This window comes from Kineococcus radiotolerans SRS30216 = ATCC BAA-149, from assembly GCF_000017305.1.
Lineage (GTDB): Bacteria > Actinomycetota > Actinomycetes > Actinomycetales > Kineococcaceae > Kineococcus > Kineococcus radiotolerans.
Genome location: NC_009664.2, coordinates 579,904 through 604,626, shown reverse-complemented (window position 1 = coordinate 604,626; position 24,723 = coordinate 579,904). Strand labels below are relative to the sequence as shown.

The window sequence follows — 24,723 nt, the reverse complement described above, 5'->3', positions numbered from 1 at the left end:
CCCGTCCCCCTGCCGATGGGGACGGGGACGAGGACGCCAACCGCTCCGCTGGAGCCTGGTGACGTCCTCGCGCCGAGGGGGAACCGACACGTGAGCATCGACGATCCGCGACGTGACGGCGGGCGCTCCCGTCGGTTCGCCGACCTCCCCGTGGCCGGCAAGGTCGCCTGCGTGGCCGCCGCCGCCGGGGCCGCCATGGTCGTCTCCGGCTGGGTCGGCATCGGCGCCCTGAGCGCGGTCGACGACGCCGGCGGCGGCATCTACGAGCGCAACCTCATCCCCGCCAGCCGGCTCGCCCAGGTGGACGGCACGGTGAACGAGGTCCGCAGCACCGTCCTCCGCCACGCCCTCGCGCTGGACGGCGCCGCCATGGACACGCGGGAGCGGGAGATCCAGGGGTTCCTGGAGCAGAGCGACGAGGTCTGGGCCCAGTACACCGCCGACGCGGCCGCCACCGCTCAGGAGGAGCAGGCCCGCCAGGACTTCGAGGGCGCCTACACCGAGCTGCGCACGGTCGTCGAGGACGAGCTGCTGCCGGTCAGCCGCACCGGCGACGCCCCCCGGATCGTGCAGGTGGAGGAGGAGCGGCTGGACCCGGCGTTCGACGCCGTCAGCGACGCCCTCACCGCGCTGGACGAGCTCGAGGACGCCCAGGCCGCGGCCGCAGCCGAGCAGGCCGAGGCCACCTACCGCAACGGTCGCAACCTCGACCTGGCGATCACCGCGTTCGGTCTGCTCGTCGCCGTCGCGCTCACCCTGGTGGTCGCCCGCTCCATCGCCCGTCCGCTGGCTCGCGTCCTCACCGTCGTCGAGGGCCTCGCCTCCGGTCGCCTGGACCAGCGCGTGGGCATCACCACCCGCGACGAGGTCGGTCAGCTCGCCACCGCCCTGGACGCCACCATGGACCGCCTCACCGACACCGTGCGCCGCATCGCCGGCAACGCCTCCACCCTGGCCGCCTCCAGCGAGGAGCTGACCACCGTCGCCACCCAGCTGTCCTCCGGTGCCGAGGAGGCCGCCACCCAGGCCCAGGTCGTCTCCGCGGCGACTGAGGAGATCTCCGCCAACATCGGCACCGTCGCCGCCGCCGGGGATGAGATGTCCTCGGCGATCCGGGAGATCGCCTCCTCCACCGCCGAGGCGTCCTCGACCGCGGCTTCGGCGGTGGCGGCGGCGGGGGCGGCGGGGGACACCCTCGAACGCCTCTCCGCCTCCTCCCGGGAGATCGGTGAGGTCGTCAAGCTCATCACCTCCATCGCCGAGCAGACCAACCTGCTGGCCCTGAACGCGACCATCGAAGCCGCCCGGGCGGGGGAGATGGGCAAGGGCTTCGCGGTGGTGGCCGGTGAGGTGAAGGAACTGGCGCAGCAGACCGCGCGGGCGACGGAGGAGATCATCACGAAGGTGGGTTCCACGCAGGCTGATGCGGCGGCGGCGGCGGGGGCGATCGCGGAGATCACCGAGGTCATCGCCCGCATCGACGGGTTGCAGTCCACCATCGCCGCGGCGGTGGAGGAACAGTCCGCCACGACCTCCGAGATGGTCCGCAACGTCACCGAGGTCTCCACCGGCAGCCAGGAGATCGCCACGAACATCTCCGGCATCGCCGCCGCCTCGGACCAGACCACCGCCGGCGCCACGCACACCGCGACCACCGCTGGTGAGGTCTCGCGCGCGGCGGTGGAGCTGAACGAGCTGGTGGGCTCCTTCACCCTGCCCCGCGGCTGAACCCCCTGCGGCTGAACCCCCGCGGCTGAACCCCGCACGAACGGCACCGGGCCCCGGTCTGCTCGCGCAGACCGGGCCCGGTGCCGTTCCCCGTCCCGACGGGGTCCTGCTGAGCGCGAGGTCCGGAGCCTCAGCGCACCACGAGCGTGACGCCGTCGCGGGCGGGGACGACCTCCCCGACCACCGGGTAGCCGGGGACCTCCCCGGCGACCAGCAGCCCCCCGGAGGTCTGGGCGTCGGCGAGGAGGATCAGCTCCTCCTCGCCGATCCCGGACGCCTCCAGGTGCGGGCGGACCCACTCCAGGTTGCGGCGGCTGCCGCCGGGGACGAAACCCTCCGCCAGCGAACGCCGGGCCCCCTCCAGGTAGGGGACGGCCGCGGCGTCCACGACGGCGGTGACGCCGCTGGCGCGGGCCACCTCGTGCAGGTGCCCGAGCAGGCCGAAACCGGTGACGTCGGTGGCGCAGCGCACCCCGGCGGCGAGCGCGGCCCGGGAGGCGTCGGCGTTGAGGGTCGTCATCACCGCGACCGCCTCCTCGAACACCTCCCCGGTCGCCTTGTGCCGGTTGTTGAGGACCCCCAGGCCGAGGGGCTTGGTCAGCGTCAGGGGGACCCCGGCGACGGCGGCGTCCCCGCGCAGCAGCCGGGCCGGGTCGGCGAGGCCGGTGACGGCCATGCCGTACTTGGGTTCGGGGTCGTCGATGCTGTGGCCACCGCCGAGGTGGCACCCGGCCGCCGCCGCCGCGTCGGCGCCCCCGCGCAGGACCTCCCGGGCCAGTTCCGGGGACAGGACGTCGCGGGGCCAGCCGAGCAGGTTCACCGCCACCAGCGGGGTCCCGCCCATGGCGTAGACGTCGGACAGCGCGTTCGTCGCCGCGATCCGGCCGAAGGTGTACGCGTCGTCGACGACGGGGGTGAAGAAGTCCGCGGTGGCGATGACCGCCCGGTCCCCGTCGATGCGCACGACCGCCGCGTCGTCGCCGACCCCGACCAGCAGGTCCTCGCCGGGGGGACCGGTGAGGCCGGCGACCATCCGCTCCAGCTCGCCGGGGGGGATCTTGCAGGCGCAGCCGCCGCCGTGGGCGTACTGCGTCAGTCGGGTCGTCCGCTCCGTCGCCGTCACGGCGGCCACGGTATGACCGCCGCGGCGGTCGCGGTGTGGCAGGGTGGGCACGCGTGCTGCCGGGGAGGCGTACGGGTGCCTGGTGGCCCCCGCGGTCTTCAACACCGACGTGACCGAGCACCTCGGTCAGGTGGGTTCGATTCCCATCCGCCTCCGCCACGCACGCCGGGGTAGGTTCTGGCCCCGTGCCCCGCAACCCCGCGCCGGACGTGCGCCGCTCGGTCCCCCGCACCGACGCCGTCCTCGCCGACCCCCGCCTGGCCGAGGACGTGCGCACCCGCGGTCGCGACGCGGTCAAGGACGCCGTCCGGGTCGCGCAGCAGCGGGTCCGCGACGGCGAGGCGGCCCCCGGCGACGTCGTCGACCTCGTCCTCGCCTCCCTGCCCCCCGCCGGGACCACGCTGCGGCGGGTCCTCAACGCCACCGGCGCCGTCCTGCACACCAACCTCGGCCGGGCCCAGCTGTCCCCGGCCGCGGTCGAGGCGGTCGTCACCGCGGCCGGGGCCACCGACGTGGAGATGGACCTCGCCACCGGGCGGCGGGCGCGGCGCGGGCGGGGCGCGATGGCCGCCCTGGCCGCGGCGGTGCCCGCCGCGGGCGGCGTGCACGTCGTGAACAACGGGGCGGCGGCCCTGGTCCTCGCCGCGACCGCGCTGGCGGCCGGGCGCGAGATCGTCGTCAGCCGCGGGGAGCTCGTCGAGATCGGCGACGGGTTCCGGCTGCCGGACCTGCTGGAGTCCACCGGCGCGCGGCTGCGCGAGGTCGGCACCACGAACCGCACGACGCTCGCCGACTACGCGGCGGCGGTCGGGGAGCGGACGGGCTTCGTCCTCAAGGTCCACCCCTCCAACTTCGTCGTCACCGGGTTCACCGCGGGCGTGCAGGCCGGGGAGCTGACCGGTCTGGGGGTCCCGGTCGTCGTGGACACCGGCTCGGGGCTGCTCGCCCCGGACCCGCTGCTGCCGGAGGAACCCGACGCGCACTCCGTCCTCGTCGCCGGCGCCGACCTCGTGACGGCGTCGGGGGACAAGCTCCTCGGCGGCCCGCAGGCGGGGTTGCTGCTGGGGCGGGCGGAACTCGTCGAGCGCCTGCGCCGGCACCCCCTGGCCCGGGCGCTGCGCGTGGACAAGCTCACCCTCGCCGCGCTGGAGGCGACCCTGCGCGCGGCGGCCAACCCGACGGTGGACGCCGTCCACGCCGACCCGGCGGAGCTGCGGCGCCGGTGCGGGGAGGTCGCGGCCGCCCTCGCGGACGCGGGGGTCGACGCGCGGGTGGAGCCGTCGCGGGCCGTCGTCGGCGGCGGCGGGGCCCCCGGGGTGGAACTGGCGTCGTGGGTGGTGTCCCTGCCCCCGCACCTGGCGGAGGCGCTGCGGCGGGGCGACCCCGCCGTGGTGGGCCGCGTCGAGGGGGGCCGGACCCTGCTGGACCTGCGGTGCGTCCCCGCCGGGGCCGACGGCGCGCTGGTCGGGGCCGTCGCGGCGGCGGTGTCCTGATGCACGTCGTCGCGACCGCGGGCCACGTCGACCACGGCAAGTCCACCCTCGTGCGCGCCCTCACCGGCCGCGACCCGGACCGCTACGCGGAGGAGAAGCGGCGCGGGCTGACCATCGACCTGGGGTTCGCCTGGACGGACCTGCCGGGCGCCGGGCCGGTCGCCTTCGTCGACGTCCCCGGGCACGAGCGGTTCGTCCCGACGATGCTCGCCGGGGTGGGCCCGGTGCCGGTGGCGGTGTTCGTCGTCGCCGCCGACGGGGGGTGGATGCCGCAGTCCGCCGAGCACCTGGCCGCCCTCGACGCCCTCGGCGTGCGGCACGGGGTCCTCGTCGTGACCCGCGCGGACCTGGCCGACCCCGCCCCCGCCCGCGAGCGCGCGCTGGCGGAGCTGCGCACCAGCAGCCTGGGCGAGGTCCCCGCGGTCGCGTGCAGCGCGGTGTCGGGCGCGGGCCTGGAGGACGTGCGGCGGGTGCTGGCCGGGGTGCTGGCCGCGGTGCCCGCCCCCGACCCCGCCGCGCCCGTGCGGTTCTGGGTCGACCGCAGCTTCACCGTCACCGGCGCCGGGACGGTCGTCACGGGCACGCTGTCCGCGGGGAGCCTGGCGGTGGGCGACGAGCTGGAGCTCGGCGACGCCCGCGTCCACGTCCGGGGCCTGCAGTCCCTGGAGCGCGCTGCCGAGCGGGTCGAGGCGGTCGCCCGGGTCGCGGTGAACCTGCGCGGGACCGACCGCCACGACGTCGGGCGCGGTGACGCGCTGCTGACGCCCGGGACGCACCGGCGCAGCGACGTCCTCGACGTGCGCCTGCCGCGGGCCGGGCACGGCGGCGACGCCACCGGCGCCACCGACGTCCCCACCCACGTCGTCGCGCACCTGGGGTCCGCGGCCGTCCCCGTCCGGGTCCGGCCGCTGGGCCGCGACGGGGACGACGTGCTGCTGCGCCTGCAGCTGGCGACCCCGTTGCCGCTGCGGGTGGGGGACCGGCTGCTGCTGCGCGACCCCGCGCAGCACACCGTCCTGGGGGCGGGGACCGCCCTGGACGTGGACCCGCCGCCGCTGCGGCGGCGCGGGGCGGCCGCCGCCCGGGTCACGGACCTGGCCGGGGTCGTGGGCCCGGACTTCCCCCGCGAGCTGCGCCGGCGGCGGCTGCTCAGCGGGCGGCACCTGCGGACCACCGGGGTCACCCCGACCGGCCGGCCCGTGGCCGGGGACTGGTACGCCGACCCGGGGTTCTGGGCCGACCGCGGCCGGGAGCTGCGCCGCGTCGTGGCGGGGTTCGCGGCGGCGAACCCGCTGCAACCGGGACCGACGCTGGAGCAGACCCGGCGGCTGCTGGGGCTGCCGGCCCTGGAGCTCGTCGAGGCCCTGGTGGCGCCCCCGCTGCGCGTCCACGACGGACGGGTCGTCGAACGCACCTCCGACTTGCCCCCGGCGGTCGAGCGGGCCGTGGACCTCGTCCTGGCCGACCTGCGCCGCGACCCGTTCGCGGCTCCCGACGTGGAGCGGCTGCGGGAGCTGCGGCTGGGACGCGCCGAGCTCGCCGCGGCGGTGCGCGCGGGCCGGCTGGAACGCGTCGCGGAGGGCCTCGTGCTGGCCCCCGGCTACCGGGACCGGGCGGTGCAGGCGCTGAGCGGTGCTCCGCAACCGTTCTCGGTGAGCGAGGCCCGCCGCGCCCTGGGCACCTCGCGCCGGGTGGCGGTGCCGCTGCTGGAGGCCCTCGACGCCGCCGGGGCCACCGCGCGCGACGGCGACGACCGGCGGCGGCTGACGGGTCGCTGAACCCGTCCCGGGGAGGCCGCCGGGGACCTCCCGCGAGGGCGACGACCCCGTCGCCGGGCCCGCGCAGCGGACCTCAGCGGTCCTCGGCGCCCACCTCGGCCGACCGCGGCCCGAGCTGCTCGGCGAGGACGCTGCGGTCGCGGCCGGCGGCCTTGGCCGCGTAGAGGGCGCGGTCGGCCTCGGCGAGCAGCGCCGCCGGGTCGCCCGCCGCACCGCCGGCGATGCCGACGCTGCAGGTGACCCGGGGCGTCGTGCCGCCCGCGACCGCCGCCCGCAGCCGCTCGACGACGACCTGCGCCTCGGCGGTGCCCGTGCCCGGCATGAGCACCGCGAACTCCTCCCCGCCGTAGCGGGCGACGAGGTCGCCCTCGCGCACCGCCGACACCGCCGCTGCCGCGACGGCCCGCAGGACCTCGTCGCCGGTCTGGTGCCCGAAGCGGTCGTTGACGGCCTTGAAGTGGTCGACGTCCAGCAGCGCCACGGCCAGCGCCTCCCCGTCCACCCGCGCTAGCACCTCGTCCAGGGTGCGCCGGTTGGCGACCCCCGTCAGCCCGTCGAGGGTGGCGGCCCGGCGCAGGGCCTCCAGGGCGCTCGCCCGCGACAGGGCCAGCGCCGCGTGGGACACCGCCTGCTCCAGGGCCCGCACCGCGCGCCGCTCGAGGCCGCGGGCCAGGACCGACCCTCGTCCGTCGCCGAGGTCGACGACGAGCCAACCGCGCCCGGCGACCGCCGGCAGGGGCACGACCACCATCCCCCGCGCCGCCGACCACCCGCGGGCCAGCCACGGGTCCTCCCGCGGGTGGGGCCGGTGCACGAGCACGGAGCGGTCCTCGGCCTCGGCGCGCACGAGGACCGCGTCCAGCGGGCCCGCGGGGACCGCCACGAGGTCGGTCCCCGGCCCCGCCGCGTCCACCCCGGCCAGCACGACCTGCGCCCGGGCGGCGGGCAGCTCCTCGCGCACGAACCGCACGAGCAGCGACGCCACCCGCTCGCGGTCATCGGCCCCGCTGAGCTGCACCAGCAGGCCGTGCAGCACCTCGGTGTCGTGCCGGCGCCGGCGCAGCTCCCGCTCGTTGACCGCCGCGAACGTCGCCGTGCCCAGGGTCGTGGCCCACAGCAGGGCGGCGAAGCCGGTGAAGTTGGAGGGGAAGACCCCCGCGTCCGGCCCGCCGGGCAGGATGCCCGTCGCCTGCGCCTGCACCAGGCACAGCACGAGGACCGTGTGGGTGCCGGCGACCTTCACGCCCGTGCGGAAGGACGTGAGCAGCGTGGTCCCCGCCGCGTGCAGGGCGAACAGGGCCGCGGCAGGGGCCTCGGCCCCGCCCAGGGCGTGGACGGCGACGATGAGGACCACGCTGTCCAGCAGCAGCCCCGCGTCCAGCCCGGCCCGGGTCACCGAGCGCCCCGAGCGCACCAGCAGCAGGACGGCGGTCACCAGGAGGTACCCCAGCCCGAGCGCGGCGAGCGTGCGGTCGTGGGCGGGCTCGCGGTCGCCGGACCACCACAGGGCGGTGCCGGTGACCACGAGCAGCAGGCGCAGGACCGCCGTCCAGCGGACGCGGTCCGAGAGCGGCACGAAGGTGGGGTCGCCCCCGGGGCTCACCACGGCGCCACCTCCTGGGTCTCGAAGGGCACCCGGTCGTCGGGCACCACCGGGGCCAGCGCGAGCTTCGGGTCGTCGCGGTCGATGCGGCGCTGGGCGAGCAGGAAGAACCCGGCGAGCGCGAACACCGCGGACGGGTACTGGGCGTGACGGGCCACCGCCACCCCCACCGTCGCGACCGCGCGCACGGGGGCGGCGATCGCCTCGGGGAGGCGGTCCAGCAGGGGAGGCCGGGGTGCGGACCGGCCCGCGGCGGGCGGGTCGGCGGGGGGCGCGGGGGGCGGGTCGGCGGGGGGCGCGGGGGGCAGCGCGGCGGGGGAGGGGCTCGCGCTCGCCGTCGTGGGCGTCGTCGTGGGCGTCGTCGTGGGCGTCGTGGTGGGCCGCGCGGTGGGGACGGACGCGGCTGCCGCGGAGGTGGGAGGGCTCGTGGGGTCCGCCGGGGTGGGGGCGCTCGTGGGGTTCGCCGGGGCCGGCCGCCGCTCGGGCGCCGGTCGCGCCGCGGCGGTCGGGACGGCGGTCGGGACGGCCCGGGTCGGGGGAGCCGGGACGGCCGGGGTCGTGGGAGCCGTCGTGGGAGCCGTCGTGGGGACGGTCGTGGGGACGGTCGTGGGGACGGTCGTGGGGACGGTCGTCGGTCCCGTGGTCGGCTCCACGGGGTCGGCGGGGGTGACCGGGGTGGCCGTCGGCGCGGGGACGGGCGCGACCGCCGGGGTGGTGGGTGCGGAGGTGGTGGGCGTGGGGGTGCTCGGCGTGGAGGGGCTGGGGGTGCGGGGGGCGGGGACCGGGCTCGGCGGGGCGGGGAGCCGCACGACCACGGGCGAGGACGCGTCCCCGGTCCCCGCGCTGTTGCGGGCCGCGACGCTCAGCGCGTACGCGTGCCCCGCGGTCAGGGTGCTCAGGTCCAGCGCGGTCCCCGTGACGTCGACGTCGGTGCGGACGCCGGTCGCCTCGTCCATGGCGGTGACCGTGTAGCCGTCCAGCGTCGTACCGCCCGTGGACACCGGTGCGGTCCAGCGGAGGCCGACGACGCCGCCGGTCAGGGTCGCCGTCAGGTCCCCCGGGGCGCCGGGGCGGACGGCACGACCCTCGAGGGTGACCCGCTGACGGGCGCAGGACCGGGACAGCCAGGCGCAGGCCTGGACGGTGACGGTGCTGGTACCGGCACGCACGGGGTCCCAGGTGAGCGTCGCGCCGGTGGTCGTGGCGTCGACCAGCGCGGCGCCTGCGGGCAGGGGGCCGACGACGTCCCAGGTGCGGGTGGAGGTCCAGGTCACCGTCGCCCGAGCCGAGGTGCCGACGTCCGTGCTCAGCGCTGGGACCGGACTGATGGTGGGGCGCTCGTTCGGCGCCCACCGCACGACCCGCTGGTTGTTCTGGTCAACGATGAGGACGCTGCCGTCGACGGCCACGGCGACACCGGTGGGTTCGTTGAGGGTCACCGGCAGGGCGCTGATGCGGCCGTCGGAGTCGACGACGTCGATCGAGTCGTTGCCCGCGTCGGCGACGTAGAGGTTCCCCTGCGGGTCCACGGCGATCCGCTCGGGGTGGTCGAGACCGCTCGCGGTGGCCGGTCCCGGTACGACGGTGCCGTTGCGGCCGCCGGCGACCACGGTGATGGTCCCGTCCCGGATCGCCACGACGTCGTGGGCGAACTTGTTGCTGACGAGCAGCGTCCCGTCGGCCTGGACGACGAGTCCCTTGGGCCCGAAGAGGGGGGGACCGGTGACGCCGAGCGCGGCGTTGACGTCCGCCCTGGCCGCAACCACGGTCAGCGTCCCGTCCCGGACCGCGACGACGGCCGACGCGTCCTCGTCGACGGCGTAGACGGTCCCGTCGGGTCCGACGGCGACCTCGATGGGGTTCAGCGGGGACTGCCGGGCCGGGCCGGGTCGCGGTCCGACGAGGGTGCCGTCGGGGGCCTTGCTGCTCGTGCCGTCGCCCATCACCGTCGTGAGGTCTCCCTGCGGGGTCACCTTCACGACGCGGTGCTGGGTGCGGTCGGTGATGTAGACGTTGTCGGCGGCGTCGACGGTCAGCCCGTAGGGCTGGCCCAGGTCGACGGACCAAGCTTTCCCCTCAGCCGGGTCGGGGGTGGTGGACACGCGTCCCGTGCCGGCGAAGACGCTGCGCACCCCGGTGCGGGCGTCGATCCGGAAGACGACGTGGCTGCCCCAGTCGGAGACGTAGGTGTTGCCGGTCCGGTCGACGGCGACGTCGACGAGGCCCCCGCTCAGTTCCTCTGGGGTGCCGAGGTAGCCGGTGTTGTCGGCGATGACGAATTCGGTGTACCCGATGCCGTCGGCGGCCTGCGCCGCGGGAGCGAAGACCAGGGACGCCGCGGCGACGACGACGAGGAGGAACGCGGCGGGTCCCCCCGAGCCGCGTCCTTGCCGTCGTCTCCAGCAGAACGTCACGGTAGGTCCTTCGTCGTGTTCGGCCCGGGAGTGGAGGGGCGTCCATCACCCGGGCGAACGTTGCGTGTTCAACCTTCGTCACACCCACCCCGGCGCGCTGCGCCGAACGGGTGGCCCCGGGGCCGCCGGCGGGCCAGGCGGCGCCCCCGGGGGTGACGGCGGCCCGCACGGCGTCCCTCCGCCGCTGCTCCAGACAGGGAAAGGGCCGGGCGGGGAGGCGAACGGGTGAGTCGGGAAGGCCCCGTCGCCCCCACCGGGGCGACCCGGGCAGCGCTGCGCCCCGCCGGGTCCACGGCTCCGCCGATCGGGTGACCGGGCGGCGCGCCGGTCCTCCCCGCCACGACGCGCCCGAGCGGGTGAAGTAGACAGGACGTGTCCGGGCCGTGACGATGAGCAGTCAGGGACCGGACACGGTGAGGCCACCCCCCCACCGCGCACACGCCACCCACGGAAGGGGAGGAACGCCGGATGAGCCGCTGGCCCTGGTCGGTCCGCCACCTGGCCGGAGATGACGTCCGCACCCGCGTCGTCCCCTGGGCCGTCGTGTCCCCCCTCGTCGTGGTCGGCGTCGTCGCCCTCGTCCAGGTCGCCCTCGCCGGCGAACCCACCCTCTCGGTCCTGCTGACCGCGCTCGCCGGCGGCGTGGTGGCGGCCACCCTCCTCCTCGTGCTGGCCCTGCAGTCCGCGGCCCGCCTCGACGTGGAGGGCCGCGACCGGCAGGAGGCCCTCGAGGCCGCGATGCGGCAGGCGCTGCACGACCCGCTGACCGACCTCGGCAACCGGCAGCTGTTCACCGACCGCCTCCAGCACGCCCTGGCCCGCCGCGGCTCCAAGGCGTGCGCGGTCCTCTACCTCGACCTCGACGGGTTCAAGACCGTCAACGACACCCACGGGCACGGCGTCGGCGACACCGTCCTCGTCGAGGTCTCCCACCGGCTGCGCGCCGCGGTCCGCCCCGAGGACACCGTCGCCCGCTTCGGCGGCGACGAGTTCGCCGTCCTCTGCGAGGACCTCTCCGACGAGCTGAACGCCAGCCGCATCGCCGACCGCGTCGTCAGCTCCATCGCCAACCACCCGATCGAGTTCGGCGACGGCCGCAAGCTCACCATCACCCCCAGCGTCGGGATCGCGCTGGCCCGCGACGAGGCCGACGCCTCCAAGCTGCTGCGCCGCGCCGACGCCGCGCTCTACCGCGCCAAGGAGAGCGGCAAGGCCCGCTCGGAGCTGTTCGACGAACGCATGCAGGCCCAGGCCGTCGACGCCCTGCAGACCGAGGACGACCTCGCCCTCGCCGTCTCCCAGGGGCAGCTGCGGCTGCACTACCAGCCCATCATCGACCTGCGCGACGGGCACGTGCAGGGGGTGGAGGCGCTGCTGCGCTGGCAGCACCCCCGGCGGGGCCTGCTGCAGCCCAGCGACTTCGTCCCCCTCGCCGAGCGCAGCGGCCTGATCGTCGACATCGGCAAGTGGGTCATCGCCGAGGCCTGGCGGCAGCTGGAGGAGTGGTACTCCACCATCGAGGACTGCCACCTGACGATCGCGGTGAACGTCTCCCGCCGGCAGCTGGCCAACGCCGAGCTGCTCGACGCCGTCGCCACCAACCAGCCGACCGGCCCTGCGGGCAGCGCGCTGCTGGTCGAGGTGAGCGAGGACCTCCTCGTCGCCGACGCCAACGCCGGGTTCTCCACCCTGCACGCGCTGCGCATGATGGGGGTGCGCGTCGCCGTCGACGACTTCGGGGCCGGGGTGTCCTCCCTCAAGCACCTGCAGACGATGCCCATCGACCACGTCAAGGTCGACCGGCACTTCATCGCCGGGCTCGGCCGGCGCCGCCAGGACGAGGCCGTCGTGGCCGGGATCATCGGGATGGCCAAGAGCATGGGCGTGGGCGTCGTCGCCGAGGGCGTGGAGTCCCACGAGCAGCTCGACGCGCTGCGCCGCCTCGGCTGCGACAGCGCCCAGGGCTTCCTCCTCGGCCGGCCCAACGCCGAGGTCGGCGCGGTCATCGACCTGGCCCGCTCCCGCCCCGCCACCCCCGTGCAGCCGGCCGACGAGCACGTCCCCGCGACCGTCGTGCTCTGAGGCTCCACCCCGGGACCGTTCCTGCCGATGCTCCCAGCTGACGGCGTCACCGGGGCGCCACGGGGAACGGGGCGGTTGTGATGGCGGGTCTCCCGCGCAAGGGTGGGGTCTCCCTCACGTCGGGGATCGTCGGGGCGGCGGGCTGCATGGGCGTGGTGGCCCTCGCCCTCGGCGTCACCGGCACGGTCGCGGCGCAGGACCAGGCGGAGCAGCTGGAGCAGCTGAAGGGCGACGCCCTCGTGCGCCTGGAGGCCGTCCGCTCCGTGGAGCTCCTGCACGAACGCGTCGGCGGCCTGACTCTCGCCGTCCAGTACCTGAACGGCGGCTCCCAGCTGGCCCCGGACCTGCAGACCGCCACCGCCGAGCGCGCCGACGCGGTCGAGGCCCTGCAGGACGTGGCGACCGGCCCCGACCAGGAGCTCGCCGCCGACCTGTCCGAGCAGCTCGACACCATGAGCGAGCAGGGCCAGGTGCTCATCAGCGCCACCGACGACGCGACCCGCGCCGCCGCGGGCGAGGCCTACACCGCGGCCCAGGACGCGTTCCGCGCCGACGTGGAGTCGCTGACCGAGCTCTCCACCGCCGCCGTCGACGACGTCGTCGCCGAGAGCCGCGACGGGGCCCGCACCACCCTGTGGACCACGATCGCGGTGCTGCTGGGCGGGCTCGTCGTCTGCGCCGGCGTCGTCGCCCGCGTCGTGCGCCGGGTGCGCGCGGACGCCGGGCGCATCGCCTCCGTCGCCGAGGCGCTGGACCAGGGCGACCTGACCGTCTCCTCCGGCATCGAGCGCGGCGACGAGCTGGGCCGCATGGCCTCCTCCCTGGACCACGCCATCGCCCGCCTGCGCACCGAGTTCGCCTCCGTCGCCGCCGGCGCCGAGACCCTCGGCCACTCCTCGCAGGTGCTGGCCCAGGCCTCCTCCGACGCCGCGGTGGCCTCCGACCGCGCCGGCAGCGAGGTCCGCTCGGTGTCCGGGGACATCTCCACCGTCTCCACCAGCCTGCAGGCCGTCTCCGCCGGTTCGGAGCAGATGGGGTCCGCGATCCGGGAGATCTCCGCCTCCGCCGCCGAGGCCACCGGGGTCGCGGCGCACGCCGTGCAGGTCGCCGAGGACACCACCGCCACCGTCGCCCGCCTCGGGGAGAGCTCCCTGGAGATCGGCAACGTCGTCAAGGTCATCACCGCCATCGCCGAGCAGACGAACCTGCTGGCCCTCAACGCGACCATCGAGGCGGCGCGCGCCGGGGAGATGGGCAAGGGCTTCGCCGTCGTCGCCGGTGAGGTGAAGGAGCTCGCGCAGCAGACCGCGCGCGCCACCGAGGACATCTCCCGCCGGGTCTCCACGATCCAGTCCGACACCACCGGCGCGGTCACCGCGATCGCCTCCATCAGCGAGGTCATCGCCCGGATCAACGACCTGCAGACGACCATCGCCTCGGCCGTGGAGGAGCAGACCGCCACGACGAACGAGATGTCGCGCTCGATCGCCGACGCCGCCGGCGGCGCGGACCGCATCACCGCCGGGATCGACGGGGTGTCGACCGCCACCGACGCGACCGACCGCTCCGTCGTCGCCACCCGGACCGCCGCCGACGAGGTGTCGGGGGTGTCGCAGCAGCTGCGGACCGTGGTGGGTCGGTTCCGCCTCTGAGCCTCCGGTAGCTTGCCCGCGTGCCGCTGATCGAGTTGGACGACCTCACCGATCCGCAGCACGCGGGCTCCCTGCGCGACTACACCGCGCTGAAGGACGTGCAGCTGCGCGCCCGGCGGGAACCGGCGGAGGGGCTGTACCTCGCCGAGGGCGTCGAGGTCATCCGGCGCGCGCTGGCCGCCGGGCACGTCCCCCGCTCGCTCCTGCTGTCCCGCAGCCGCTTCGAGGACCTCGCCGACGTGCTGCCCGCGGGAGCGACGGTGTTCGTGGCCCCCGTCGCGGCGTTCGCCGACCTCACCGGGGTCGACCTGCACCGCGGCGCGCTGGCCTCCATGCAGCGCCCCGCGCAGCGGTCGGTGCCGGACCTGCTCGCGTCGCTGCCCGCGGGCCCGGCGCGGCTGGTGGTCCTCGAGGACGTCGTCGACCACACCAACGTGGGTGCGCTGTTCCGCTCCGCGGCCGCCTTCGGCGTCGACGGCGTCGTCGTCAGCCCGCGGTGCGCGGACCCGCTGTACCGGCGCAGCGTGCGGGTGTCGATGGGGACGGTGCTGCACCTGCCGTGGGCGCGGGCGGCGTCCTGGCCCGGGGACCTGGACCTGCTGCGCTCGGCGGGGTTCGCCGTCGCGGCGCTGGCCCTGACGGAGGACTCGGTGGCGCTGGGCTCCTTCGCGGTGCCGGAGCGCCTCGCGCTGCTGCTGGGGACGGAGGGGGACGGGCTGAGCCGGCGCGCGCTGTCCGGGGCCGACCTCGTGGTGCGGATCCCGATGGACCCGCGGGTGGACAGCCTCAACGTCGCCGCCGCCAGCGCGGTGGCGCTGTGGGAGACGCGGCGGGCGTAGCGTGGCGGGTGTGCACGTCGCCGTCCTCGGGTCCGGAGCGTGGGGAACGGCCGTCGCCGGGCTCCTCGCCGCCAACGCCAGCAGCGTCGGGCTGTGGTGCCGCCGGCCCGAGCTCGCCGAGCGCATCCGGGTCTCGGGGCGCAACGAGCAGTACCTGCCGGGGATCGACCTGCCCGCCCGCGTCCACGCGGGGTCCCGCGTCGAGGACGTCGTGGAGGGCGCGGAGCTGGTGGTCCTCGCGGTGCCGCTGCAGCGGCTGCGGTCCCTGCTCCTGCGCTGGCGGGAGGTGCTGCCCGCCGTCCCGGTGGTGAACCTGGCCAAGGGCGTGGAGACCTCGACGGGGCTGTTCGGCTCCGAGGTCGTCGCCGACGTCCTGGACGGCCGGCCCGTCCTGGCGCTGTCGGGGCCCAACCTCGCCCTGGAGATCGCCCGCGGTCAGCCCGCCGCCACCGTCGTGGCCTGCGTGGACGCGGAGGTGGCCGGGCGGGTCGCGACCTGGTGCAGCACACCGGACTTCCACGCCCACCCGCTGACCGACGTCGTCGGCGTCGACGTCGCGGGGGCGGTGAAGAACGTCGTCGCGCTGGCCGTGGGGATGGTGGAGGGCGCGGGTCTGGGCGCGAACGCGCGGGCCGCGGTGACGACCCTGGGGCTCACCGAGACCGCGGAGCTGGGCCGGCGCCTCGGGGCGCGGCTGGAGACGTTCCTGGGCCTGGCCGGCGCCGGGGACCTCGTCGCCACCAGCACCTCCACGCTCTCGCGCAACCACCGCGTCGGGGTGGCGCTGGGGGAGGGGCTGCCGCTGGCCGAGGCGCTGGTCCGCGCGGGCGGCACCGCGGAGGGCGTCGCGACGGCCCCGGCGCTGCTGCGGCGCGACCCGGACCTGCCGTTCGTGCGCGACGTCGTGGCCGTCCTCGACGGGCAGCGCTCACCCGTCGAGGCGGTCACCCGGCTGCTGACGGTGGCCTGAGACCAGCCGCCGCAACGCGATCCGCGCCACCGGCAGGTAGGGCAGCGGGCCGTCGAAGGTGGTGGCGCAACCGCTGGGCGTGGCCCGCACGCCGTGGTGCATCCGCACGCCGAGGACCCGCCAGCTCCACGTTCTCGCGTCCTCGTCGACGGCGGTGATCGTGAACGGCAGCCGCAGCGGGCCGCTGCACACGACACCGGTCACGCCGGGGGCGATCCGCTCGGCCGAGGCGTGCACCGACGTCATCTGCGGGGACCAGGTCGGCCAGCGGGCGATGCGGGCGTAGTCCTCCCAGGCGTCCGCGGCCGACCTGCGTCCCCGGACGATCACGTCGAGGCCACCGGGGGCGTCATCGCGATGTCCACGACCTCCGCGCCGGGCAGGGCGGCCAGGTCGGCGCCGCGCACGACCAGCTTGGACCGGCGCACCCCGGAGCCGATGAGCACCCACTCGCTGCCCGCGACCCGGGTGTCCACGAGGACCCGCCACCCGCCGGGCAGCCCGACGGGGGTGATCCCGCCGAACTCCATGCCTGACTCCTCCACGGCCCGGTCCATCGGCAGGAACGACGCCTTGCGGACGTCGAGGACCTTCTTGACCGCGCCGTTGACGTCGGCGCGGGTGCTGGCCAGCACCACGCACGCCGCGACGCGTTCCTCCCCGTCCCGCTTGCCGGCGACGACCACGCAGTTCGCGGACCCGTCCAGCGGGACGTGCGCGGCGTCGACGAGGGCCTGGGTGTCGGCGAGGCCGGGGTCGATCTCCAGGGTCCAGGCGCCCTCGGGCAGCGCCGCCCGCACCGCTTCGGGCAGCAGGTGCGGGTGCTCGGCGGCCGGCAGCAGCTCCAGGTCGCCCGCGACGCGCTGGGCGGCGGCGGGCGCGCTCACCGGGAGTAGACCGGCGCGAGCGTCGCGCGGGCCAGCACGTGACCCAGCGAGGCGAAGGCCGCCACCGTGGGCGTCGCGGTGGCGGGCAGGCCCAGGCTCTCGACGTCGAGGGCGTGGACGGCGAAGACGTAGCGGTGCGGGTGGTCACCGGGCGGGGGAGCGGCGCCGGTGAAGTCGGCGGTCCCGAGGTCGTTGCGCAGCACCGTCGCCCCCTCGGGCGCCGGCTGCGACCCCGCCCCGGTGGGCAGGCTCGTCACCGCGACCGGCACGTCGACGACCGTCCAGTGCCAGAAGCCGGCCGGGGTCGGGGCGTCGGGGTCGAAGCAGTTGACGAGGAAGCTCCTCGTGCCGTCCGGGAAGCCGTCCCAGCTGAGCTGGGGCGAGACGTTCCCGCCGGCGTGCCGCTCGTCCATCTGCTCGCCCGCGGTCACGTCGGTGGAACGCAGGGCGAAGCCGGGGACGGCGGGGAGCAGGGAATACGGCTCCGGGGCGACAGGTCGTTCGAGGTTCATGGGACCGACCCTACGAGGGGCGCCGGGCGCCTGCCGCCCAGCGCCCCTGCCGGGGTCAGCTGGTCAGCTGGCGGGCGGGTTCAGCGGTGCGTCGAGGGGGTGGTCCTCGCCGTAGAGCATGGCCTGGACCGCGCGGTGCGCCTTGGGGTTCACGACGATGGGCGCGAAGAGGTTCATCGTCGCCTTCTCCATGCCCTGCGCCATGTTGACGATGGCGAGGATGGCGCCGTCGCCCTCGTCCTCGATCTGCAGCGACTTGGCGGTGTCACCGTCGATCACGGCGTCGTAGTCGGGGTAGAACGGCTGCGGGTCCGCCAGCACGAGGCGGAGGCTGGGGTCCGACGTGGACTGCATGGTGAAGAACATGCCGTCGTCGTCGAGGGCCTCGATCTCGAAGGCGGTGTGCTGGTCGAAGCCCATGAGGGGACTCACGAACTCGATCTTGGGCTTGGTGTCGGAAGCGATGCTCACAACGGATCCCTTCGTCTGCAGGTCCCGGGGGGCTCTGTTCCCGGGCGTCGCCTGGTCACCGCGATACGCACTCGCGGTGTCTCGACCACTACAGACGGTAGCGGAGATGGGCCGATCCGTCTCGGCGTTCGTGTCGTTCCCGGAACGCGCGAACGCCCCGCCGGGGACCCGGCGGGGCGTTCGCGGTGCGAGGCGGCTCAGGCCGCCAGCAGGGGGGCGCGCAGCGGCAGATCCGTCCCCACCAGCACCACCTGCGACGCCTGCAGCGTGCGGTGGTTGATCACGATCGGGGCCAGCAGGTTGACCGTCGCCGTGGCCGGGTCGTCCCCGACGTTGACGACGTTCAGCACCGCCGCCTCCGTGGCGTCCCGCAGGTCGAGCTTCATCACCGTCTCGTCGTCGATCTCCGGCGCGTAACCGGGGAAGAACTTCAGCGGGGCGACGACCACGAGGCGGACGCCCGTGCCGTCGGCGGCGCGCAACGAGTACAGCGTCCCCTCCTCGTCCAGGGGGACGAGGTGGAAGGCCGAGTGCTCGGCGAAGCCCATGATGGGCGAGACGAACTCGATCGTGGGGGCGGACACGGGGGTGTCGGTCGTAGAGGTCACTCTGGGATCTCCGGGGGAGGCGAGGTGGGTGAGGCGTTCGACCTGCGGTGCGGTGGCCCGCGTCAGCGGAGGAAGTCCAGGAGGGAGGTCTGGACGGTCTTCGCCGTCACCTGCAGCGCCGCCTGGTAGGCCACGTTCTGCTGGGTGAACTCCACGTAGGCCTTGGCCGGGTCCACACCCTGCACGTCGTTCAGCTGCGCCTCGAGGTAGGCCAGCTGGTTGGCGTTGACCTCCTCGGCGTGGTCGAGCTGGTTGGTGCGGGCGCCGATCGTGGCCATGGCGTTGGTCGCCTTGGTGATGCGGCCGTCGATCGTCGACAGCGACGCCGCCGCAGTGGGGTCACCGTCAGTGATCTTCTGGGCGAGGGTGTCCAGTTCGGCGAACAGGGAGTCGTTCCCGGACCCGTAGACGCTGTTGCCCGAGATGTTGACCTGCATGTGCACACCGGGGGAGACGGTGCGGGTGACGACGCCCACCGCGGGGGTCACCGTCGTGTTCGTGTCGTCGTTGCTGGCGTACGTGGTGGCGTCGTAGGCGACCGTCCCGGCCGAGGTGCCGGCGAACACAGCGCGGCCCTGGTACTGGGTGTTGGCGTCGCCGAGGATCGTCTCCTTGAGCGCGGTGATCTCCGCTGCGATCGCCTTCCGGGCGGTGGCGTCGAAGGTACCGTTGCTGGCCCGCACCGTCAGTTCGCGCACCTTCTGGAGAGCCTTCGTGGTGCTCTCCAGCGCCGGCTCCTGGGTCACCATCCAGGCCCGGGCCTCGTCGAGGTTGCGCCCGTTCTCGGTGTTGACGGCGATCTGGTCGTTCAGGCGCAGGGCCGCGGCCGCGCGCACGGAGTCCTCGGACCCCTTGGGCAGCGAGTTGCCGCTGGTGATCTGCTCCTGCAGCTTCGCCATGCGGGTCTGGGTGTTCTGCAGGTTGGTCAGCGCGTTGGTGGCGATGCTGCGCTGGGTCACGCGTCCGAGCATGATCAGGGTCTCCGGTCAGTCAGTGGGGTCAGCGGACCATGTTGAGGAGGGACTGCAGGGCCTCGTCCATGGTGGTGAGGACCTTCGCGGCCGCGGAGTACGCGTGCTGGTAGGCGACGAGGTTGGTCATCTCCTCGTCGAGGTTGACGCCGGAGACCCCGTCGCGGACCGCGCTGGACTTCAGCGACACCTGCGCGGACAGCTCGGCGCGGTTGTTCGCGGACTGGGTGGAGGCGGCGAGGTTGGTGACGTGGGTGCGCCAACCGTCCTTGATGCCGGTGACCGCCGGCTTCGCCGGGGTCGTCCCGACCGCCGGCTTCGCCGGGGCACCGTTGAAGGCCTCCGACACGGCGCGGGCGTAGGCGCGGTCGGCCGAGCCGGTGCCGGTGCCGGTGCCGGTGCTGTCGCGGAAGGAGGTGGTGGTGACCGAGACGGTCAGTTGCGCGGCCTTCACGGGGCCGGTGGTCCAGCCGGCCTCCACGCTGCTGAAGAAGGTCGTGCCGTAGGCGGCGTTCACCTTCGTCGTCAGGTCGGTCGCGAAGTCGTTCAGACCCTTCTGCTGGTCGGCGAGGGTCTTGTTGGCCCCGTCGAACGTCGCCTTCAGCGACCCGGCCACGGGACCGGCGTTCTGGCCGCCGATCGTGGCGACCAGCTGGTTTCCGATCCGCTCCGCGCCCGGGGCGATCGGCGCGGTGCTGGTGGTGCTCTCCTGGACGCCGATCTTCAGGTCGTACGAGAAGTCGCCGGTGACGATCGTGGCGTTCCCCACGAGGACGTCGACGGTGCCGTTCTCGCGGTGCACGACGCGCGAGCCGGTGATGTCGGAGAGCTGGTTGAGCAGCTGGTCCCGCTGGTCCATCAGCTCGTTGGCCGAGGCGCCGCTGGCCGTGGTCTCGCGGATCCCGGTGTTGAGCTTGGCGATGTTCCCGGCGATGGTGTTGGCCTGGGTGGCGAGCGTGTCGGCCTGCAGCGTGAGCTGGTCGTACTGCCCTTCGAGCTGGGTGTTCATCCCGACGATCTGCGTCGCCACGGTCTGGCTGCGGGTGATGACCAGGGACTGCGCGCCGGCGAGGCCGTCGGTGCCCGCCTTGGCGGCGAGGTCGTTCCACGCCGAGGACAGGTCCTTGAGGTTCTCGCTCAACCCGCTGGCGCCGGTGTCGCCGATGGCGTTCTCGACGCCGGACCAGATGGAGGCGGCCGTCGCCTGCTCCTGCGCGGCGGCGGAGTCCTGGCGCGCGGTCGCGGTGGCCAGGGCGTCGGAGACGCGGGTCAGTCCGTTGACGACGACGCCGTCGCCGGGGACGTACTTCTGGGTGAACTGACCGGTCTGGTTGAGGACGCTCGAGGACTGCTCGACCCGCTGGCGGGAGTAGCCGGGGGTGTTGACGTTGGCGATGTTCTGCCCGGTGGTCTCCATGCCGCGCTGGGCGGCGCCGAGGGCGCGCGAGGCGGTGTTGATGCCGGAGAAGGTGCTCATCAGGGGTCCTCTCAGAGGGCTTCGTCGACGAAGTGGGCGCGGGATCCGCCGGCCGACGCGGCCGTGTTCTTGCCCCGGGCGGTGTAGGTGTCGAGGGGCTGGTCCAGCCCGAGCAGGGTCTCCCGCAGGGCGCGGGACCCGGCGGTCAGCAGGTCACGGTTGGCGTCGGCGAGGTCCTGGATCTCCGCGGTCAGCGTCAGGAACGCGTCGCGGTGGCCGCGGAACAGCTCGCCCCAGGGGTCCGGGGCCGCCGCCGCGATCGCGCCGAGGCTGGGGCCGGGCTCCAGGCCCAGCTCGCCGGCGGCGGCGTCGACCTCGACGGCCCGCAGGAGCTCCGTGGAGCGGATCTGCTCCATGACGAACTCGACCTCGCGGGTCGCGTGCGCCAGCCAGCGCGTGCGGCCGCTGGCCAGCACGAGCTGCTCCTCCTCCAGCTTGAACAGGAGCAGCTCCAGCAGCTCCCGCTCCTTCCAGAGGATGCCGGAGACCTCAGCCAGTCCCATGCGTGTCCTTCCCCGATCCGATCAGCAAGTGGTGCTCGAGACGTCCATCGGCCGCTCCTACCACGAGCTGAGGGGCCGGGCGGGTGGATCGGGGCGACCAGTGGCGGCGGCCGGCGCACCCGTGCGGGGTGGGGCGCCGTCGAGGCGAGCCCCGCCCGGGGGAGCGATCAGTCAGACTTGCGGATGAACTGGGCGTTCTTGGTGGGCTTGCGCAGGTAGTACGGCCGGCCGTCGTCGCGGGCGGTGCGCAGCTCCTGGTGCAGGACGCGTGCCTCCTCCTCCATGGCGCGGTTGACCGCGGCCTGGTCGACACCCATCGCGCGCTCGGTGGCGATGTGGTCGTTGCGCCCGATCTCGTGCTCGACGTCGAGGAAGTTCTTCGCGCAGAGCGCGTAGAGGGCGCTCACGCGCTCGCCGTTCACCTCGGCGTAGTAGTCGAGGAACGTCGGGGTGAGGCGGCCCTTCTTGTGCGCGAACTCCAGGTCACGCACGACCTGCCACAGCGGCTTCACGTCCATACCTCCAGCCACTCGTACACCATCCGCCGCATCGTTTGCGGCGTCGTTGCTTCCCGACAACCTTCGGCTCACCCGCTCCGGTTGCTGAGCATCGTCGCCCCCTCCGGGGATCTTGTCACCCGGCTGGCCGGATGAGCGACCCGCAGTGACGCCTGCGGTCCGTTCGGCGCACCCGGGGGCCAGCGGTCCTCACCCGTTCGGCGCTCAAGTCACGAGGGGGTAGCTGCCGAGAAGGGGGGTGTGACCGCAGACACCGCCTTCGCCGCCCGGGAGCTCCCCATGGTCGAGCTCTCTGCCGCCGAGCGCCACGCGCTCGTCGAGAAGAACCTGCCGCTCGTCGGCTACATCACCTCCGAGTTCATCGGTCGTCTGCCGTCGCACGTCAGCCGCGACGACCTCACCTCGGCGGGGCTGATGGCCCTGTTCCAGGCCTCCCGCGGCTACGACCCCAACACCGGGGTGCCGTTCAACCGGTACGCCAACACCCGCATCCGCGGTGCCATCCTCGACGACCTGCGCGGGGCGGACTGGGCCTCCCGCGGGGTCCGCAGCCGCCAGCGCCAGCTGAGCCGGACCGAGGACCAGCTGACCACCGAGCTGGGCCGCACCCCCACCAGCGCCGAGCTCGCCGCGTCGCTGGGGGTCTCCGAGAAGGAGCTCGCCAGCACCCGCGACGAGGCGCAGCGTTCCATGGTCCTGTCGATGCAGGGCTTCACCGCCGAGGGCGGGTCCATCGACGACCACCTCCCGACCCACGCCCCCGGCCCGGAGCAGGAGCTCCTGCACCGCGAGCGCCTCGGCTACCTCCGCTCCGCGATCGCGGTCCTGCCCGAGCGCCTGAAGCACGTCATCGAGGGCTACTTCATCCAGGAACGGCCGATGGCCGAGCTCGCCGAGGAGCTCGAGGTCTCCGAGTCCCGCATCTCGCAGATGCGCGCCGAGGCGCTCGCCCTGCTGCGCGACGGCATGAACACGCACCTCTCCCCGGAGATGGTCTCGAAGGTCACCGGCTCCGGTGCGGCGCTGAAGCGCAAGGAGTCCTATTTCGCCGCCGTCGGGGCCCAGAGCGACTTCCGATCGCGCCTGGCCCTCTCAGCGTTCGCGTCGATGGGCGCGCCGCCGGCCCGCCGCACCGCTTGAGCCCCTCCGCTCGGCTCAGAGGCCCCGTTCCGACCCGTCGGAACGGGGCCTTCCTCATTCCTCACTGAGCGCGACAAGTTGTGACCCTGCGTGGTTACATGGAAGAGACGGGGTTCCGCTCGCGGAGCCGCGTCGACTGGTGGGCTCAACACGACCGAGCGTGCCTGGAGGGACTCCAGGTGGTCGTGGTGCGGATGATCGCAGAGGGTCACCCGTTTGCCACGGGATGAACCGCTCAGGTCCGGAGCCCACGAGCCGATGAATGAAGTGTCAGGCCACGGAGGGCAGACACGAACCACGTCAGACCCCACATCACGGAGGAATCGTCACCATGGGTCTTCGCATCAACAACAACATCGCCGCCGTCAACAGCTACCGCAACCTCGCGGCCAGCGACAAGGCGATGAGCGGCTCGCTCGAAAAGCTGTCGTCCGGCTTCCGCATCAACAAGGCTGCCGACGACGCCGCCGGTCTGGTCGTCTCCGAGGGTCTGCGCTCGCAGATCAACGGCATGACCCAGGCCGCCCGTAACGCCCAGGACGGCGTCAACGTCGCGCAGACCGCAGACGGCGCGCTCGGCGTCTCCACCTCCATCCTCCAGCGCATGCGTGACCTGGCCACCCAGGCCGCCAACGCCGGCTCGCAGGACGTTCTGGCCAAGGATGCTGCGCAGAAGGAGCTGACCCAGCTCAACGCTGAGCTTGACCGCATCTCCACCACCACCTCCTTCGGCAACACCAAGCTGCTCGACGGCACCTACGGTGTGACGGCCAAGGTTGATGGTGACGCGAGCACCCGTGCGGTCAGCGCTAGCAACCCGATCGAGATCCGGTCCGCGGCGGTGACTAACCGCAACGACGTTGCCGCCCTGACCACCGTCTCCGTCAACGGCGCCAGCGCCACGCTGACCATCGCGTCGACCAACTTGCCTGCCAAGCAGGAGTTCGCGGACGCCAACGCTTACGCGGCTGCCCTGACGACCGCCGCCCGAACCCAGCTTACTGCGGATGGTGGTAGCGCCGCGGTCGACGGCACGCTCACTGCGACCGCGGCTGTGGACAAGGCAACCGGGCTGGTGACAATCTCTTGGACCCAGACTGGTGGCACCGGTCCTGCTGCCGGTACGCGCACCCCCGGTGGTGGCCAGTCGGCGCTCTCCGGCGGAGATGCAATCCGTGCCGGCGTCGACGGCAAGGTCAGCACGCGAGACCTTGCAGCAAACAACATCCTCAACCTGCGCAACTTGAAGACTGCCAGTGGTGAATCGTTCGGCCCTGCGACTGGTGTCGACGTGACTCTGGACGCTGCCGACCACGCCAGTGCGGACGCCCTCTTGACGGCCGTCAACGCCAAGATTAGCAGCGCTCTGATCGCTGCTGGTGGCAAGGGTGACGAGGTCGTCATGAAGAACGACGTCGTTCCTGGTGGAACCGGTTACAAGCTCTCCCTTACTTCCATCAGTTCTGACTTCACCCTGGGGGCTACTACCAACGCGCTGGGTCTGACTAGCTCCGCAACGGTCCAGAAGGGCAACACCGGCGTCTTCCAGGTCGGCGCAAACGCTGGCGAGACGATCACGATGGGTGTCACCGGGGTCAGCAGCGCTGCTCTGGGCACGTCCAGCATCGACCTGCGCGTCAACGCGTCGGAGGCCATCACCAAGATCAGCAAGGCTCTGGACAGCATCTCCTCGCAGCGTGCTTCGATCGGTGCGATCCAGAACCGCTTCGAGCACGCGGTGAACAACCTCAACGTCTCCATCGAGAACATCACCGCGTCGGAGTCCGCGATTCGCGACACCGACATGGCGAAGGAGATGACGAAGTTCACCAAGAACCAGATTCTGTCGCAGGCCGGCACGAGCATGCTCGCGCAGGCGAACTCCGCCTCGCAGAACATCCTGTCCCTGCTGCGCGGCTGACCTGCTGAGCTCTGAGCCTGCCTGACCCTAGTC

Annotated in this window: 21 protein-coding genes and 1 tRNA gene; 10 read left to right on the top strand and 12 right to left on the bottom strand. The window is 74.1% G+C overall.

The genetic code is table 11. The features are described 5' to 3' along the window. Positions 1–90: 90 nt before the first annotated feature. Complete coding sequence (locus tag KRAD_RS03020; protein ID WP_011981769.1) at positions 91–1,728, top strand: methyl-accepting chemotaxis protein; 1,638 nt, start codon at positions 91–93, stop codon at positions 1,726–1,728. Positions 1,729–1,858: 130 nt separating this feature from the next. Here the strand turns inward: KRAD_RS03020 and selD are convergent, their stop codons facing one another. Continuing rightward, complete coding sequence (gene selD / locus KRAD_RS03015; protein ID WP_011981768.1) at positions 1,859–2,860, bottom strand: selenide, water dikinase SelD; 1,002 nt, start codon at positions 2,858–2,860, stop codon at positions 1,859–1,861. A 54-nt stretch (positions 2,861–2,914) separates the two neighbouring features. Here selD and KRAD_RS03010 point away from each other — a divergent pair. From KRAD_RS03010 to KRAD_RS03000, 3 genes are all read left to right on the top strand, one after another. Beyond that, positions 2,915–3,010: transfer RNA gene (locus tag KRAD_RS03010), tRNA-Sec, on the top strand. Positions 3,011–3,036: 26 nt separating this feature from the next. Then, positions 3,037–4,344 (top strand): L-seryl-tRNA(Sec) selenium transferase, encoded by a 1,308-nt coding sequence (selA, locus tag KRAD_RS03005; RefSeq protein WP_011981767.1) that lies wholly within the window; start codon positions 3,037–3,039, stop codon positions 4,342–4,344. Then, positions 4,344–6,122: a selenocysteine-specific translation elongation factor gene (locus KRAD_RS03000; protein ID WP_011981766.1), complete on the top strand. Its 1,779-nt coding sequence runs from the start codon at positions 4,344–4,346 to the stop codon at positions 6,120–6,122. The genes selA and KRAD_RS03000 overlap by 1 nt, the downstream gene beginning before the upstream one ends. 73 nt (positions 6,123–6,195) lie before the next feature. Here the strand turns inward: KRAD_RS03000 and KRAD_RS23905 are convergent, their stop codons facing one another. Both KRAD_RS23905 and KRAD_RS27420 read right to left on the bottom strand, forming a co-directional pair. Further along, on the bottom strand, positions 6,196–7,728 hold the full coding sequence (locus KRAD_RS23905) for a GGDEF domain-containing protein (protein ID WP_049821050.1): 1,533 nt from the start codon (positions 7,726–7,728) through the stop codon (positions 6,196–6,198). Then, complete coding sequence (locus KRAD_RS27420; RefSeq protein WP_011981764.1) at positions 7,722–10,139, bottom strand: fibronectin type III domain-containing protein; 2,418 nt, start codon at positions 10,137–10,139, stop codon at positions 7,722–7,724. The genes KRAD_RS23905 and KRAD_RS27420 overlap by 7 nt, the downstream gene beginning before the upstream one ends. A 468-nt stretch (positions 10,140–10,607) precedes the next feature. On the opposite strand from KRAD_RS27420, the gene KRAD_RS02985 reads away from it, so the two are divergent. The 4 genes from KRAD_RS02985 (at position 10,608) to KRAD_RS02970 (ending at position 15,682) form a co-directional block, all read left to right on the top strand. After that, positions 10,608–12,221 (top strand): putative bifunctional diguanylate cyclase/phosphodiesterase, encoded by a 1,614-nt coding sequence (locus tag KRAD_RS02985; protein ID WP_011981763.1) that lies wholly within the window; start codon positions 10,608–10,610, stop codon positions 12,219–12,221. An 80-nt stretch (positions 12,222–12,301) separates the two neighbouring features. After that, positions 12,302–13,873, top strand: coding sequence for a methyl-accepting chemotaxis protein (locus KRAD_RS02980; RefSeq protein WP_011981762.1), 1,572 nt, complete (start codon positions 12,302–12,304; stop codon positions 13,871–13,873). 20 nt (positions 13,874–13,893) lie between these two features. After that, positions 13,894–14,712, top strand: coding sequence for a TrmH family RNA methyltransferase (locus KRAD_RS02975; RefSeq protein ID WP_011981761.1), 819 nt, complete (start codon positions 13,894–13,896; stop codon positions 14,710–14,712). A gap of 10 nt (positions 14,713–14,722) precedes the next feature. Further along, positions 14,723–15,682 carry an NAD(P)H-dependent glycerol-3-phosphate dehydrogenase gene (locus KRAD_RS02970; RefSeq protein ID WP_041292576.1) on the top strand — a complete coding sequence of 320 codons (960 nt, stop codon included), beginning with the start codon at positions 14,723–14,725 and terminating at the stop codon, positions 15,680–15,682. On the opposite strand, the gene KRAD_RS02965 is transcribed toward KRAD_RS02970, so the two are convergent. The 9 genes from KRAD_RS02965 to KRAD_RS02925 form a co-directional block, all read right to left on the bottom strand. After that, complete coding sequence (locus tag KRAD_RS02965) at positions 15,641–16,012, bottom strand: SRPBCC family protein (protein ID WP_011981759.1); 372 nt, start codon at positions 16,010–16,012, stop codon at positions 15,641–15,643. The genes KRAD_RS02970 and KRAD_RS02965 overlap by 42 nt on opposite strands. After that, entirely contained in the window at positions 16,009–16,569 is a 561-nt protein-coding gene (locus KRAD_RS02960) for a YbaK/EbsC family protein (RefSeq protein WP_011981758.1), read from the bottom strand. The genes KRAD_RS02965 and KRAD_RS02960 overlap by 4 nt, the downstream gene beginning before the upstream one ends. Next, on the bottom strand, positions 16,566–17,081 hold the full coding sequence (locus KRAD_RS02955) for a YbhB/YbcL family Raf kinase inhibitor-like protein (protein ID WP_011981757.1): 516 nt from the start codon (positions 17,079–17,081) through the stop codon (positions 16,566–16,568). Before KRAD_RS02955 ends, KRAD_RS02960 begins: the two co-directional genes overlap by 4 nt. Before the next feature lie 63 nt (positions 17,082–17,144). Beyond that, positions 17,145–17,552, bottom strand: coding sequence for a flagellar assembly protein FliW (locus tag KRAD_RS02950; protein WP_011981756.1), 408 nt, complete (start codon positions 17,550–17,552; stop codon positions 17,145–17,147). Between the two features lie 197 nt (positions 17,553–17,749). After that, the gene (locus tag KRAD_RS02945; RefSeq protein ID WP_049821049.1) at positions 17,750–18,136 is read right to left on the bottom strand and encodes a flagellar assembly protein FliW; all 387 of its coding nucleotides are present in this window, start codon (positions 18,134–18,136) and stop codon (positions 17,750–17,752) included. Positions 18,137–18,222: 86 nt separating this feature from the next. Continuing rightward, entirely contained in the window at positions 18,223–19,119 is an 897-nt protein-coding gene (locus KRAD_RS02940) for a flagellin N-terminal helical domain-containing protein (protein ID WP_041291867.1), read from the bottom strand. 40 nt (positions 19,120–19,159) lie between these two features. After that, complete coding sequence (gene flgK / locus KRAD_RS02935) at positions 19,160–20,608, bottom strand: flagellar hook-associated protein FlgK (protein WP_011981753.1); 1,449 nt, start codon at positions 20,606–20,608, stop codon at positions 19,160–19,162. Positions 20,609–20,619: 11 nt separating this feature from the next. Continuing rightward, positions 20,620–21,111 (bottom strand): flagellar protein FlgN, encoded by a 492-nt coding sequence (locus KRAD_RS02930; protein WP_011981752.1) that lies wholly within the window; start codon positions 21,109–21,111, stop codon positions 20,620–20,622. A gap of 167 nt (positions 21,112–21,278) precedes the next feature. After that, positions 21,279–21,629: a hypothetical protein gene (locus KRAD_RS02925; RefSeq protein WP_041291866.1), complete on the bottom strand. Its 351-nt coding sequence runs from the start codon at positions 21,627–21,629 to the stop codon at positions 21,279–21,281. A 240-nt stretch (positions 21,630–21,869) separates the two neighbouring features. Between KRAD_RS02925 and KRAD_RS02920 the strand changes: the two genes are divergently transcribed. Both KRAD_RS02920 and KRAD_RS02915 read left to right on the top strand, forming a co-directional pair. Beyond that, entirely contained in the window at positions 21,870–22,769 is a 900-nt protein-coding gene (locus KRAD_RS02920) for a sigma-70 family RNA polymerase sigma factor (protein WP_203417482.1), read from the top strand. Positions 22,770–23,100: 331 nt separating this feature from the next. Next, positions 23,101–24,690 (top strand): flagellin N-terminal helical domain-containing protein, encoded by a 1,590-nt coding sequence (locus tag KRAD_RS02915; protein WP_011981749.1) that lies wholly within the window; start codon positions 23,101–23,103, stop codon positions 24,688–24,690. Positions 24,691–24,723 lie beyond the last annotated feature (33 nt).